Raw genomic sequence first — 14,066 nt, forward strand, 5'->3', positions numbered from 1 at the left:
TTCCAAAGGACTTGATGATGACACGTAAGGTTACGAAGGCGATTTTTCCTGTTGCCGGCCTGGGGACGCGTTTTTTGCCCGCGACGAAATCGGTGCCCAAAGAGATCATGACGCTGGTGGACCGCCCGCTGGTGCAATACGCGATCGACGAGGCCCGCGCCGCCGGGATCGAGGAATTCATCTTTGTCACTTCGCGCGGGAAATCGGCGCTTGAGGATTATTTCGATCAGCGCCCCTATCTGGAAGACGAGCTGCGCAAGAAGAACAAGACCAAGCTGCTGGAGGTTCTGGAAACCACCAATATGGAAAGCGGCGCGGTGGCCTATATCCGCCAGGCTCAGGCGCTGGGTCTGGGACATGCGGTGTGGTGCGCGCGCCGTCTGATCCATGACGAACCCTTCGCGGTGATCCTGCCCGATGACGTGATCGCGGCGGAAAAGCCCTGCCTGCAACAGATGGTCGAGGCCTATCAGGAAACCGGCGGCAGCATGGTCGCCGCGATGGAAGTCCCGCCCGAGAAAGTCTCGGCCTACGGGGTGCTGGACGTGAAGGAAGACATGGGCTCGGTCGTGTCGGTGAACGGCATGGTGGAAAAGCCCCCCGCCGGCACCGAGCCGTCCAACCTGGCGGTGATCGGCCGCTATATCCTGTCGCCCAACGTGCTGAAAACGCTGGATAAAAAGGAAACCGGCGCGGGCGGAGAAATCCAGCTGACCGACGCCATCGCCCGCGAGATCACCCAGGGCCGCGGCGTCTACGGGCTGCGTTTCAACGGCGAGCGTTTCGATTGCGGCTCCAAGGCGGGCTTCTTGCAGGCCACCATCGCCTTCGGCCTCTCACGCGACGACCTGCGCGATGAGCTCATGGACTACCTGCAGGCCGTGACCGCCTGACGACCGCCCTCGCCTTTGGGGTTGCGTGAACGGGCAAAGGGGCTAGCCTGACGGGATCGGTTTCAAGACACGGGTGTCTGATGGCAGCGCAGAGCGGCCCTACAGCGTATTTGCTGGATATAACGCGCCTGTTGCGCCGGGCAGGGCGTGTGCCGACTGGTGTGGACCGGGTTGAGCTGGCCTATCTGACGCATTTTATGCAGTTGGATACGCCGGTCTTTGGCCTGGCGCGCACGCGTTTGGGATATGTGTTGCTGGATCGCGCGGGATTGCAGGCGTTTGGGGCGCGTGTGCAGGGGCACCAGCCTTGGGGTGCGCCGGATCGGCTGTCTTGGGGGATGCGGCTAAGCGTGGATCAGAAGCGGGCCGAGTCTGACCTGCGCCGCTGGGCTATTGCGCGATGTCTGCCGCAGCGTTTGCCCCGGATGCTGCGGCGTAACCTGTCCCCGGGCGGGGTTTATCTGAATGTCGGTCACTCGAACCTGACTCAGAGGGTGCTGCATTCCGTCAGGCATCACGCCAGACTGCGGATTGCGGTGATGATCCATGACACGATTCCGCTGGATTTTCCGGACCTGCAAAGGCCCGAGACCGAGGCCAAGTTTCAGCGGATGCTGAAGCGGGTGCAGCAGATGGCGGATCTGGTGATCTGCAACTCGGGGCAGACGCAGGCGGATGTAACGCGTCACATGGCCAAATGGGGTATGGTGCCGGACACCGTGGTGGCGCATCTGGGGGTAGAGATCGCCCCTGTGACGCATTTGCCGGACATCCCCGGATTCGACCCGAACAAGGCGTTTTTCGTCACGCTTGGCACGATTGAACCACGTAAGAACCATGCTCTGCTTTTGTCGCTATGGGAGGAAATGGGGCAGGACGCGCCGCAGTTGGTGATCTGTGGGCACCGTGGCTGGCGAAACGAGGCCGTGCTGCAATGGCTGGACCGGAATCCTCTGGTCGGGCACCGCGTTTTTGAATGCGCGGGGCTGCCTGACGGTCAGGTGAATGCGCTGCTTAGGGCGTCAAAGGGTCTGCTGTTTCCGTCAGTTACCGAAGGCTACGGTCTGCCTCCGATCGAGGCCGCCGCGCAGAATGTTCCGGTTATTTGCAACGATCTGCCCGTCTATCGAGAGACAATGGGCGATATTCCCGTTTACGCAGGAATCCATGATCGGTATCTTTGGCAGAATAAGATCATGGGGTTGATGCGGCCTCAGGGGGCAGACAGGCAGGTTTCTGGCGGTCAGGGGGTTGGTGCTCTGACATGGCAGCAGCATTTCAACGCTGTATTAAGGCGTCTTTGATACCGGCTGTTTGTCACAAGTCCGCATCGTGGGCAGGAGTAGCGATTGAACTGGACGGATGCATATCGGCGGCGACTGCGGCGGAAACGCCTGCTGATCCGTGCCTTTCGCAAACGGCGCGAGCTAAGCGTCGTGGCCGACCGGACGCGCGCGATTAAACCGGGCGATATCCTGCTGTTTTCGACCCAGCGGAATGAGAAAATCCGCCTGCCGTTTTTCCTGAAATATTACCGCGATCTGGGGGTGAACCACTTCTTTATCGTGGATAATGACAGCACCGATGGTGCCGCCAGCTATCTGGCGGATCAGCCGGACGTGTCTGTCTGGCGGACCTCGGCCAGTTATAAACGCGCGCGGTTCGGGGTGGACTGGCTGAACTGGTTGCAGTTCAAATATGCCCATGATCACTGGGCGCTTGTTGTCGATCCCGATGAATTTCTGGTCTATCCTTTCTGCGATACCCGGTCGCTGCGGGCGTTGACGGATTGGCTGGATGCGTCCTCGATCAAGTCGTTCAGCGCGATGTTGCTGGATATGTACCCCAAGGGCCGGCTGGATGCGCAGCCCTACCAAGAGGGGCAGGATCCGCTGGAGATCGCCAATTGGTTCGATTCCGGGAACTACACCTATAAGAAGAACGATTTCTACGGGAACCTGTGGATTCAGGGCGGGCCGCGGACACGTGTCTTTTTTCCGAAAACACCCGACAAGGCGCCTGCCTTGAACAAGATCCCGCTGGTCAAATGGGATCGTAAATACGCTTTTGTCAGCTCAACCCATATGCTGCTGCCGCGCGGGTTGAATCAGGTTTACGATGAATGGGGCGGGGAAAAGGCCAGCGGCGCGCTGCTGCATACCAAATTTCTGGATACCTTCACTAAGAAAGCCGACGAAGAGCTGACCCGCAAACAGCATTACGCGGCCAGTGTGGAATACAAGGCCTATGCCGCTCAGCTAAAGGACGACCCGGATTTGTGGTGCCGCTGGTCCGAGCAATATATCAACTGGCGCCAGCTTGAGATTCTGGGCCTCATGTCCAAGGGAAACTGGGCATGAGCACGGTCGGGATCATCATGCTGGTGCATACCGCTCTGGGCCGGGCCGAGCGGGTTGCGCGTCACTGGGCAGCGGATGGGTGTCCGGTGGTGATCCATGTGGATCGCAAGGTGAACCGGCGCACCTACAGCGCCTTTGTCAAATCGCTTGAGGATCTGCCCGATGTGCGGTTTTCGCAGCGACATACCTGTGAATGGGGGACATGGGGGATTGTCGCGGCCTCGCAGGCGGCGGCGGCGCAGATGCTGGCGCAATACCCCGATGTCCGTCATGTCTATCTGGCGTCCGGGTCGTGCCTGCCGCTGCGTCCGGTCAAGGATCTGGTCAGCTATCTGGATGCCCGTCCGCGCACGGATTTTATCGAAAGCGCCACCACCGCCGATGTGCCCTGGACTGTGGGCGGGCTGGATCATGAACGGTTTACCCTGCGCTTTCCGTTTTCGTGGAAACGGCACCGGGCGCTGTTTGACGCCTATGTGACCTTGCAGCGTAAAATCGGGATCAAGCGCCGCATTCCCAACGGGATCACGCCCCATATGGGCAGCCAGTGGTGGTGCCTGACGCGGCAAACCTTGTCTGCGATTCTGGAAGATCCGGACCGGCCCGAGTACGACACCTATTTTGAGAAAGTCTGGATTCCGGACGAGAGCTATTTTCAGACCCTGTCCCGGCTCTACTCCACCAATATCGAGAGCCGCTCGCTGACCCTGTCCAAATTTGACTTTCAGGGTAAGCCGCATATTTTCTACGACGATCACCTGCAACTGCTGCGCCGGTCCGATTGTTTTGTGGCGCGGAAAATCTGGCCCCATGCGGATCGTCTCTATGAGGCGTTTTTATGTGACGGCGACGGGCATGGCAAAATGGCCGAACCTCAGCCGGGTAAAATTGACCGGATTTTCGCCAAGGCGGTAGATCGGCGCACCCGCGGCCGCGCCGGCCTGGTGATGCAAAGCCGCAAACCGAATGAGGGCTGGGAAAACGGGGTGACTTCGGGGAAATACTCGGTGTTTCAGGGGTTCTCGGACCTGTTTGAGAATTTCGAGGACTGGCTGCATAAATCCACCGATACCCGTGTGCATGGCCACCTGTTTGCCCGCAAACGCGTGGAATATGCAGGCGGGCAGACGGTGATGAACGGGGCGATGTCCGACAGTGCCGCGATCCGTGACAATGACAGCCACGCGTTCATGACAAACCTGATCTGGAACACCCGAGGTGAGCGCCAGTGTTTCCAGTTCGGCCCGGCGGACAATCAGGCGATCAGCTGGTTTCTGGCCAAGGATACGAATGCCCATATCTCGGTGATCAGCGGGGCCTGGGCGGTGCCGCTGTTCCGCTCCAATCTGAATTTCTCGGCCCTGCGCAAAGAGGCCGCGCGCTTGCAGAAAATCGAGGCTGAGTTTCTGAATACCCTGCGCTCGCCCTACACCAAGGCGCGGATTCGCATCTGGACGATGGCCGAGTTCATCGAGGCCCCGATGGAGCCGCTGCAAACCATTGTCGATGAGATCGGCGCAAAACGCATGTCCCGCCTGTCCGAAGCGCCGCGTATGGCTGACCTGAAAGGGTTTGGGCAGTTCCTTCAGAACCTGAAAAACCAGGGGATGCACCCCTATCTGATGGGCGATTTCCCGGTCGCGCAAGACCCAGAGCTGCCCTCTTCTGTTCCGCGTAAACCCTATCTCGTTCGCTGAGGTTATATGAGCAATAATTTTGACTATTTCGTTGTGTTTGCGGAAATGCGGACGGGCTCGAATTTCCTAGAGGCGAACCTGAACGCCATGGACGGCATCACCTGCCTGGGCGAGGCGTTCAACCCGCATTTCATCGGCTATCCGAACAGTCAGGATATTCTGGGCGTGACGCAAAAACAGCGCGAGGCCGATCCAGAGCGGCTGCTGAACACGGTGCGGGATCACCCCGACGGGCTGGCCGGTTTCCGGTATTTCCATGATCACGATCCGCGTGTGTTGCAGACGATGCTGGACGATCCGCGCTGCGCTAAGATCATCCTGACGCGCAACCCGGCCGAAAGCTACGTCAGCTGGAAAATCGCGCAATCCACGGGCCAGTGGAAGCTGACGAATATGAAACGGCGCAAGGCGGGCTCGGCCGAGTTCTCGGCGCAGGAATTCGAGGCGCATCTTACGGCGTTGCAAGCGTTCCAGGTGCGGCTGCTGAATGCGTTGCAGACCTTGGGACAGACGGCGTTTTACATTGATTATGAGGATCTGCAAAATCTGGAGGTGCTCAACGGTCTGGGCCAGTGGCTGGGGGCCGAAGCCCCGCTTGAGGCATTGGATTCCAAGCTGAAAAAGCAAAATCCCCAGCCTCTGTCGGCGAAGGTTCAGAATTTCGATCAGATGGAAAGATCGTTGGCCGGGCTGGATCGGTTCAATCTGACCCGCACCCCGAATTTCGAGCCACGCCGGGGTGCTGCCGTCCCTGGATATATGGCCGGAGCGCGGGCCCCATTGCTGTACATGCCCGTGCCCGGTGGCGCCGAGCCGCAGGTGGCTGCCTGGTTGGCCGCGCTGGATGGGGCGGATCCGGAGGCGCTGCAATCCGAATTCACGCAGAAAACCCTGCGCCGCTGGCGTTCTGACAATCCTGGGCACCGCAGCTTTACCGTTTTACGCCATCCGGCCACGCGGGCGCATCATGCGTTCTGCAAACGCATTTTGAACAGTGGCCCCGGATCCTTTCCTAAAATTCGCAAAACGCTGTGCCAGCTTTACCAGATGCCTCTGCCGAAATCGGGCATCCCCGAAGGGTACGACGCAGCGCAGCACCGCGCGGCTTTTCTGGTGTTTCTGGATTTCGTGCAGGACAATATTCAGGGGCAGACCAGCCAGCGGATTGATCCCAACTGGGTCAGCCAATCCGAAATTCTGAAGGGGTTTGCCTCGGTCGGGCAGCCGGATTTCGTTTTGCGTGAATGGGACTTGCCGCAGATGCTGCCGATTCTGGCCGGGCAGGTGGGCTATCTGGATCCGCCTGCGATGCTGCCGCCTGTGGCGGATGGGCCGATCACTCTGGAGCAGATCTATGACGCCGAGATCGAGGCAAAGCTGCGCGCGGTCTATAGCCGTGATTATCTGAAATTCGGATTTGCGCCCTGGGCAGATCAGGCGGCCTGAACCGCCTGGTTTTCAGTCAGGATGGCATAAAGCGTCGCGGCATCCGCGTTCGCCCGCAATTTCGCACATAGCGCATTTTCACGCAGGGTACGCGACACCAGGGCCAGCGCTTTCAGATGTTCGACACCGGCATCTTCGGGGGCGAACAGCGCGAAAACGATGTCCACGGGCTGACGATCAACCGAGTCGAAATCAACAGGTTTTTCCAGCAGCAGAAATGCGCCGGCAACGCTGTCCAGACCGGGAAACCGCGCATGGGGCAGGGCGACGCCATGGCCCACACCAGTGGGGCCAAGGCTTTCGCGTTCCATCAGAGCTTCGACCGCGGCGGGGGCGCTGATACCATAGGCCGAGTACGCCAGATCCCCCAGATCCTGCAAAAGACGCTTCTTGCTCGATGCCGAGGATACGACTTTCACGGCCTCGGGCTTGAGGATATTCGACAGTTGCATCTTGGGTACGTTGCTCCGAAAACGGGGGAGTGCCCCGGTTCACCTCATTGCTGCGGGTCGATCCAGCCGATGTTGCCATCATCCCGGCGGTACACGACGTTCAGCCCGCTTTTTGCCTCGTTGCGGAAAACCAAAACCGGGGCGCCAGCCAATTCCATCTGCATCACGGCCTCTCCTACTGAGAGGGACGGAATTTTTGATTCCATCTCGGCCACGATGATCGGTTGCAAGCTTTCCGGTTCCGAATCCCCTTCGGTCTCATCAGAGGCGAGGATATATGACGATGCGCCCAGAAGTTCAACAGGCTCCGCGCGCTCGCGGTGGTGGTCCTTCAGGCGGCGTTTGTAGCGACGCAGTTGTTTTTCCATCTTTTCGCAGCAGCCATCGAATGCCGCATAGATTTCATGCGCGTGTGCCTTGGCCTGAGCGGTCAGGCCGGTGGATAGATGCACAGTGGCTTCGCAGACGAACTCATTGGCCGACTTCGAAAAAATGATGTTCGCGTCGGTCGGTCGCTCGGCGTATTTCTGCACGGCGGCCCCCAGTTCTTCTTTTACATGGGTTTGCAGTGCCTCACCGATGTCGATCTGCTTTCCACTGATTTGATAGCGCATCCTGTCTCCTTTGCGTGACAAATCGGGATTTGTCCGGGCGCAATTGGCCCCCGGTTTATTTATGCCCGAATGCTGGAATTCGACATTTCAGGGGCTTGCCCGCGACCCGGCCTTGGCAAGAAGACCAGCATCAACAAAGGGGCGAAATCCAAGAATGTCATACTCCCATTTGAGGCGAGTCGCAGGGGGTCTGTCAATCGGACTTGGAAAATATTTGTGCTCAGAGAGGCGCTGCGCCGCAGGAATATTATGAAATTCCTAGGAAATCCGGAAATTGTCGCCCAGATAGACGCGGCGGACGTTTTCATTTTCAACAACATCCGAGGGCGTGCCGGACATCAGCACCTTACCGTCATGCAGGATATAGGCACGGTCCACGATTTCGAGCGTTTCGCGGACGTTGTGATCGGTGATCAGCACACCGATGCCGCGTTTTTTCAGATCGGCCACCAGATGGCGAATGTCGCCCACGCTGATCGGATCGACCCCGGCAAAGGGTTCGTCCAGCAGCAGATATTTGGGGTTCGCGGCCAGACAGCGGGCGATTTCCACGCGGCGGCGTTCGCCCCCGGACAGGGCCAGCGCGGGCGCGCGGCGCAGGTGTTCGATGGAAAATTCGCTTAGCAGCTCTTCCAGCCGCTCGCGGCGTTTGTGGCGATTCTTCTCGGTGATATCCAGAACGGCGGTGATGTTATCCTCGACATTCAGGCCGCGGAAGATCGACATTTCCTGAGGCAGATAGCCAATGCCCAGTTTCGCCCGGCGATACATCGGCAGATTGGTGATATTGCGCCCGTCCACCGTGACCTGCCCGCCCTCGGGGTAAACCAGCCCCGCGATCATGTAGAATGTTGTGGATTTCCCGCAGCCGTTGGGGCCCAGCAGTGCGACGACCTCGCCGCGGTTCAGTTCCATGCTGAAATCACGGATGACGACGCGCTTTTTGTAGCTTTTGCGCAGGTGCGTCACTTGTAACCCCGAGGCCCCTTCGGTCACGTTCAGTTCGGGCTTGGCCATCGGGTTATTCCTTGGTTTCCAGCGTGGTGCGCACGCGCCCACCGACCTGAGCCGTGCCCTGATCCAGATTGATCGTCACCTTGTCGCCGGACATCACGTTCTGCCCCTGCGTGACCAGCACCTGCCCCGTCAGCAGCACCGTGCCGGCGTCGATGTTATAGTCGGCAGACTGCGCCTCGGCGGCATCGGGGCCATTCACCAGGGTGACGCCGCCGCTGGCTTGCAGCCGGGTGATTTTCTGGCTGTCCTCGGCATAGACGACCAGCACTCTGGGCGCGTTCAGCAGCATCTCGCCCTGCGAAATCTGCACATTCCCGGTGAAGGTCGCGGTGCCGTCCTTTTGATTGACGGACAGGCTGTCGGCCTCAACCTGAACCGGCTGATCCGAGGTTGCGCGCGAATTGCCAAAGGCCAGGCCCTGGGCGGAAACCGGACCCAGCGGCAGAACAATCGCCAGGGTCGTGCAAATCAAAAAATGACGCAGCTTAAACACGAGAAATTTCCTAGTTTTGCGGTTGATATACCAGCTTTACCCGGTTTGTGAAAAGCAAATGGGCATCACCTGTCGCAGGGTCAGAGGTAAGGGTCATTTTGCCCGCGTCAATAGAGCCCGCCGGGCCGGTGCCCGTAACCCGGCCCTCTGTTTCGGCGGCAATCTCGCGCATGGAGGTGAACAGAGTTTCGGTATGCAGGTCATACCCGGTCGAGCTGTTGACGCTGACACCGCCAGACAGGCGCGCGGTATCGGCGCTCATGTCCAGCAGCGCGTGATCCGAGGCAAAGGTGATCTGTGTGCCGCTGGTCAGATCGATCCGCGCGGACAGATGGGTGGCCTGGGCCTTGGTGTCATCCTGGGCGTCTGGCTTGGCGGTTTCGGCAGTAAAGGTGATCAGATCGCCGCCCCGCGTGGCGCCTGAAAAATGCGGCTTGTTGACGGTGCCCTCTTTCATCCGTTCTTGCAGATCGACACGCGAATAGGGCAGCGAGGTCGCCGATTCCTTCCCGCGCGACAGCAGGAACAGCGTGGACAGAATCGCCAGGGCGGTCAGCGGCAGCAGGATTTTCAGCCAGCTCACCAAACGGGTGTAGAAGGTTTCCTGCCAGATCATCGCGCCGTGCCTGTCCTTCGTGTGGGGCCGCTGTTGGCCGGATCAGTGGGCAAAGATATCAATCTCGGGCCAGCCTGCCAGATCCAGTTTGGCACGCGTCGGCAAGAAGTCAAAACACGCCTGCGCGAACTCGGTGCGGCCTTCGCGTTCCAGCATCCGGTCCAGCTCGGCCTTGAGCTGATGCAGGTACAGCACGTCCGAGGCCGCGTAATCCAGCTGCGCTTTGGTCAGTTCGGGCGCGCCCCAGTCGCTGCTTTGCTGCTGTTTGGAAATGTCTGTGCTTAGCAATTCCTGAAGCAGGTTTTTCAGCCCGTGACGGTCCGTGTAGGTGCGCACCAGTTTACTGGCGATTTTCGTGCAATAAACCGGCGCAGTCAGCGCGCCAAAGGCATTGTACATGGCCGCAATGTCGAATCGCCCGAAATGGAACAGCTTCAGCACCTCGGGGTTTTCCAGCATGGCGCACAGGTTGGGCGCCTCGGTCTGGCCCTTTTCGATCTGTACGATGTGGGAATGCCCGTCACCGCCCGACATCTGAATCACGCACAGACGATCACGGTGGGGGTTCAGGCCCATGGTTTCACAATCAATCGCCACCACCGGACCCATGTCCAGATCGGCGGGAATATCGTTTATATAAAGGTGGTTTGTCATCTCATTCCCTCTGTGGAGGGAATGGTGCCCAGGAGAGGACTCGAACCTCCACGTCCATACGGACACTAGCACCTGAAGCTAGCGCGTCTACCAATTCCGCCACCTGGGCAGGTGTCGTGAGGGGCGATTTATAGGTGGGGTCCGGTAGTGTCAACGAGGTTTTTCAACTTTTTTCTGCGACGGCATATCTTCTTGTGGAAAACCCCCTTGGGCGGTAGGAACAGAGAAGGATTTTCAAGCCGGAGCTACTCATGTCGAAACTCGTGACCATCTATGGCGGCGCAGGGTTCGTCGGCCGCTACATTGCTCGGCGTCTGGCCAAGGATGGCTGGCGCGTCCGTGTGGCCGTGCGTCACCCGAACGAAGCCATGCATGTCAAACCTTATGGCGTTCCCGGTCAGGTCGAGCCCGTTTTGTGTAACGTGCGTGACGATGCCAGCGTAGCTGCCGTTATGAACGGGGCCGATGCGGTGGTGAACTGCGTGGGCATCATGCATCAGCTGGGCAAGAACACCTTTGACGCCGTTCAGGCCGCAGGCGCAGGCCGCATTGCCAAGATCGCAGCCCAGCAGGGCGTTCAGAACATGGTGCATATCTCGGCCATTGGCGCCGATGCCGAGTCCGAGAGCGAATATCAGCAGACCAAAGCCGCAGGCGAGGCCGCCGTTCTGGCGCATATGCCGAACGCCGTGATCCTGCGCCCCTCGGTGATTTTTGGGCCCGAGGATCAGTTCTTTAACCGCTTTGCCGCGATGATGGGCCCGGTGATCCCTCTGGTTGGGGCGGATGTGAAGTTCCAGCCGGTCTATGTGGATGACGTGGCTCAGGCCGCTGTTCTGGGTGTCGAGGGTAAGGCCCCCGCCGGCATCTATGAACTGGGCGGCCCCGAGGTGCAGACTTTCCGTGCGCTGATCCAAGAGATGCTGGGCGTGATCCGCCGCCGCAAGCTGATCGTGAACCTGCCTTACTTTGTTGGTTCGCTGATGGCGTTCGGCTTTGACCTGACGCAGAAACTGACGGGCGGTCTGTTCAAATCCGCGCTGACCCGTGATCAGGTGAAGGCGCTGAAATCCGACAATATCGTCAGCGCCGATGCCAAGGGCTTTGCCGATCTGGGCATCAAGCCCGTCGCACCCGAGGCCGTCCTGCCCGATTACCTGTGGCGTTTCCGCCCGTCGGGCCAATACGCTGCGATCAAGGAATCGGCCAAGAACCTGCGCGTCAACTAAGACAACCGGATTGGATTTTCAAAAGGGCGTGCCGCGTGGCGCGCCCTTTTACTTATAAGCAATGGTCAGCAGGACGATCCCCAGGATCACGCGATAGATGACATAGGGCGTGAAACTGACCGAGCGCAGCAATCGCATCATCAGGCTCAGTGCCAAAAGAGCCGCGACAAAAGCAAACCCAGCGGCAATCGCTCCGTCCAGGGCCAGGGCGGTGTTGGCCTCGGCGATCACCTCGGCGGACAGTAGCGCCCCACTGGCGAAAATCGTGGGGATGGACATCAACATCGCCAGCTTGGCCGCATCATGCCGCGCATAGCCCAGCTGCCGCGCCGCAGTAATCGTGATCCCGGACCGAGACGTTCCGGGGATCAGCGCCACCGCCTGCCACACGCCCATGATCAGCGCGTCGCGCAGGGACCAGTCGCCCTCGGTTTTGGTGGTCGCGCCCTTCTGGTCCACCCAATACAGCACCAGCCCGAACAGCAGCATCGTCCAGCCGATTACCTCGATTCCGCGCATTCTGTCGTCCAGGCCGGTCAGTTTCAGGGCCAGTCCAAACAGGATCACCGGAATGGTTGCGATCATCAGCAAAAAGGCCAGCCTGGCGCCGGGCGTGTCAATGCGTCCGGTCAGCATTCGCGGGATGCCCGCCAGCCCCACACGCACATCCGCCCAGAAATACAGGACAACAGCAGCCAGAGTGCCGACATGCACAGCCACATCAATAACCTGGCCCTGGTCCTCCATCCCGGTCAGATTCGGCAGCAGAATCAGGTGCCCCGAGGAAGAAACGGGTAGGAACTCGGTAATGCCCTGAATTATCGCGATGATCAGCAAATGAAAGAGTGTCATGATTTGTTACGCTACGCCTTTGGATGGCTTTTTATAACCGTTTGAAAATATTCATAAAGAATTCATTTAGTACCGATTCGGTCATAAATTGGCGCTGATCTCCGGTAAAAAGTTCGCAGGGTCAGAAAGAAATCTCAATATAGGTCAGTACATGTGACTTTTATTTCCCGGCCAGCTGAATTAAAGAAGTCCGACCGAGTTACATCTAGCAGAAAGGCAGCGCCGTGGCTAAGCAACCGATGCTGAAATTCGTAAACATTTCGCGTGACATGCCGTCCAAGCGGGACGCAGATCAGCGGAACAAGGATTTCAATGAAATCTACGCCGAATATGCTGATGAAAAGGCCAAAGAGCAGGCCAGCCGTTGCAGCCAATGTGGCGTGCCTTATTGCCAGGCGCATTGTCCGCTGCACAACAATATCCCCGACTGGCTGCGCATGACCGCGATGGGCCGTCTGGAGGAAGCTTATAACATCAGCCAGGCCACCAACACTTTTCCGGAAATCTGTGGCCGCATCTGCCCGCAGGACCGTCTGTGCGAGGGCAACTGCGTGATCGAACAGTCGGGCCACGGCACCGTGACCATTGGCTCGGTCGAGAAATACATCACCGATACCGCCTGGGAAAACGGCTGGGTGCAGCCGATTGCTCCGACGGTCGAGCGTGATCAGTCGGTTGGTATCATCGGTGCGGGCCCCGGCGGTCTGGCCGCGGCGGATATGCTGCGCCGCGCCGGTGTGCAGGTCACTGTTTATGACCGTTATGACCGTGCGGGGGGGCTGCTGACCTATGGTATCCCCGGTTTCAAGCTGGAAAAAGACGTGGTGATGCGCCGTATCGAGCAGCTGGAGAAATCCGGCGTCGAGTTTGTGATGAACTGCAATGTCGGCGAAGACCTGTCCTTTGATGCGATCCGCGGCAAGCACGACTCGGTCATCATCGCGACCGGCGTTTACAAGACCCGCGACCTGGAGGGCCCCGGCTCGGGTGCCGATGGGATCGTGCGGGCGATTGATTACCTGACCGTGTCCAACAAGCTGTCCTTTGGCGACACTGTGGAAGAATACGAAGACGGTACCCTGAACGCTGCCGGCAAGAAGGTCGTCGTGATCGGCGGCGGTGATACCGCGATGGACTGTGTGCGCACCGCGATCCGTCAGGGCGCCGAAAGCGTGAAATGTCTGTACCGCCGTGACCGCGCCAACATGCCCGGCAGCCAGCGCGAAGTGCAGAACGCCGAAGAAGAAGGCGTGGAATTCGTCTGGCTGGCCGCGCCCAAGGGCTTTGCCGGTGATCCTGTCAGCGGCGTGATGGTGCAGAAAATGCGTCTGGGTGCCCCCGATGCGTCCGGCCGTCAGTCGCCCGAAGTGATCGAAGGTGCCGATTATGTCGAAGACGCCGATCTGGTGATCAAGGCACTGGGCTTCGAGCCCGAGGATCTGCCGAAACTCTGGGGTGTGGACGGTCTGGAAGTGACCCGTTGGGGCACCGTGAAAGCCGATTTCAAGACCGGCAAAACCAGCCTGGATGGCGTTTACGCGGTGGGCGACATCGTGCGCGGTGCATCGCTGGTGGTCTGGGCAATCAAGGATGGCCGCGACTGCGCCGATGCGGTTCTGGACTATCTGAACGACGCCAAGGCCGTCGCCGCTGAATGAGTTCCGGCCCGCTCGGGCCCTTAGAAAATTACCCCAGCCCAAGCAGCAAACGGGCAAGGATACGATCTGATGAACGGACCCGCGA

The 14,066-nt window shown here is 59.2% G+C and carries 14 protein-coding genes and 1 tRNA gene; 7 read left to right on the plus strand and 8 right to left on the minus strand.

The window, feature by feature from the left end; all coding sequences use genetic code 11:
• Nucleotides 1-17: 17 nt before the first annotated feature.
• From galU to ACP15O_RS09880, 5 genes are all read left to right on the plus strand, one after another.
• Nucleotides 18-893 (plus strand): UTP--glucose-1-phosphate uridylyltransferase GalU, encoded by an 876-nt coding sequence (gene galU, locus ACP15O_RS09860; RefSeq protein ID WP_425095921.1) that lies wholly within the window; start codon nucleotides 18-20, stop codon nucleotides 891-893.
• Nucleotides 894-973: 80 nt separating this feature from the next.
• Nucleotides 974-2,197 (plus strand): glycosyltransferase, encoded by a 1,224-nt coding sequence (locus ACP15O_RS09865; protein WP_425095922.1) that lies wholly within the window; start codon nucleotides 974-976, stop codon nucleotides 2,195-2,197.
• Nucleotides 2,198-2,242: 45 nt separating this feature from the next.
• On the plus strand, nucleotides 2,243-3,253 hold the full coding sequence (locus ACP15O_RS09870; RefSeq protein WP_425095923.1) for a glycosyltransferase family 2 protein: 1,011 nt from the start codon (nucleotides 2,243-2,245) through the stop codon (nucleotides 3,251-3,253).
• Nucleotides 3,250-4,950, plus strand: a complete 1,701-nt coding sequence (locus ACP15O_RS09875) for a DUF5927 domain-containing protein (protein WP_425095924.1) — start codon at nucleotides 3,250-3,252, stop codon at nucleotides 4,948-4,950. The genes ACP15O_RS09870 and ACP15O_RS09875 overlap by 4 nt, the downstream gene beginning before the upstream one ends.
• A gap of 6 nt (nucleotides 4,951-4,956) precedes the next feature.
• Nucleotides 4,957-6,396, plus strand: coding sequence for a nodulation protein NodH (locus tag ACP15O_RS09880; protein WP_425095926.1), 1,440 nt, complete (start codon nucleotides 4,957-4,959; stop codon nucleotides 6,394-6,396).
• Here the strand turns inward: ACP15O_RS09880 and ACP15O_RS09885 are convergent.
• From ACP15O_RS09885 to ACP15O_RS09915, 7 genes are all read right to left on the minus strand, one after another.
• On the minus strand, nucleotides 6,384-6,848 hold the full coding sequence (locus ACP15O_RS09885) for a PTS sugar transporter subunit IIA (RefSeq protein ID WP_425095927.1): 465 nt from the start codon (nucleotides 6,846-6,848) through the stop codon (nucleotides 6,384-6,386). The genes ACP15O_RS09880 and ACP15O_RS09885 overlap by 13 nt on opposite strands.
• A 44-nt stretch (nucleotides 6,849-6,892) precedes the next feature.
• Nucleotides 6,893-7,462: a ribosome hibernation-promoting factor, HPF/YfiA family gene (hpf, locus tag ACP15O_RS09890; protein ID WP_425095928.1), complete on the minus strand. Its 570-nt coding sequence runs from the start codon at nucleotides 7,460-7,462 to the stop codon at nucleotides 6,893-6,895.
• 258 nt (nucleotides 7,463-7,720) lie between these two features.
• Nucleotides 7,721-8,479, minus strand: coding sequence for an LPS export ABC transporter ATP-binding protein (lptB, locus tag ACP15O_RS09895; protein ID WP_425095929.1), 759 nt, complete (start codon nucleotides 8,477-8,479; stop codon nucleotides 7,721-7,723).
• A 4-nt stretch (nucleotides 8,480-8,483) separates the two neighbouring features.
• Nucleotides 8,484-8,972, minus strand: coding sequence for a lipopolysaccharide transport periplasmic protein LptA (gene lptA, locus ACP15O_RS09900; RefSeq protein ID WP_425095930.1), 489 nt, complete (start codon nucleotides 8,970-8,972; stop codon nucleotides 8,484-8,486).
• 10 nt (nucleotides 8,973-8,982) lie between these two features.
• Entirely contained in the window at nucleotides 8,983-9,588 is a 606-nt protein-coding gene (lptC, locus tag ACP15O_RS09905) for an LPS export ABC transporter periplasmic protein LptC (RefSeq protein WP_425095931.1), read from the minus strand.
• A gap of 42 nt (nucleotides 9,589-9,630) precedes the next feature.
• A complete protein-coding gene (locus ACP15O_RS09910; protein ID WP_425095932.1) occupies nucleotides 9,631-10,242 on the minus strand; it encodes a ribonuclease D in 612 nt (203 codons plus the stop codon).
• Between the two features lie 22 nt (nucleotides 10,243-10,264).
• Nucleotides 10,265-10,351 (minus strand) — tRNA-Leu (locus ACP15O_RS09915).
• 142 nt (nucleotides 10,352-10,493) lie between these two features.
• On the opposite strand from ACP15O_RS09915, the gene ACP15O_RS09920 reads away from it, so the two are divergent.
• Nucleotides 10,494-11,471 carry a complex I NDUFA9 subunit family protein gene (locus tag ACP15O_RS09920; RefSeq protein WP_425095933.1) on the plus strand — a complete coding sequence of 326 codons (978 nt, stop codon included), beginning with the start codon at nucleotides 10,494-10,496 and terminating at the stop codon, nucleotides 11,469-11,471.
• Nucleotides 11,472-11,519: 48 nt separating this feature from the next.
• Here the strand turns inward: ACP15O_RS09920 and ACP15O_RS09925 are convergent, their stop codons facing one another.
• Entirely contained in the window at nucleotides 11,520-12,323 is an 804-nt protein-coding gene (locus ACP15O_RS09925) for an undecaprenyl-diphosphate phosphatase (RefSeq protein WP_425095934.1), read from the minus strand.
• 224 nt (nucleotides 12,324-12,547) lie between these two features.
• Between ACP15O_RS09925 and ACP15O_RS09930 the strand changes: the two genes are divergently transcribed.
• Nucleotides 12,548-13,981, plus strand: coding sequence for an NAD(P)-dependent oxidoreductase (locus tag ACP15O_RS09930; RefSeq protein WP_425095935.1), 1,434 nt, complete (start codon nucleotides 12,548-12,550; stop codon nucleotides 13,979-13,981).
• Nucleotides 13,982-14,066: the final 85 nt, after the last annotated feature.

Origin of the sequence: Youngimonas ophiurae (nom. illeg.), assembly GCF_049803795.1 — a bacterium.
Lineage (GTDB): Bacteria > Pseudomonadota > Alphaproteobacteria > Rhodobacterales > Rhodobacteraceae > Thalassobius.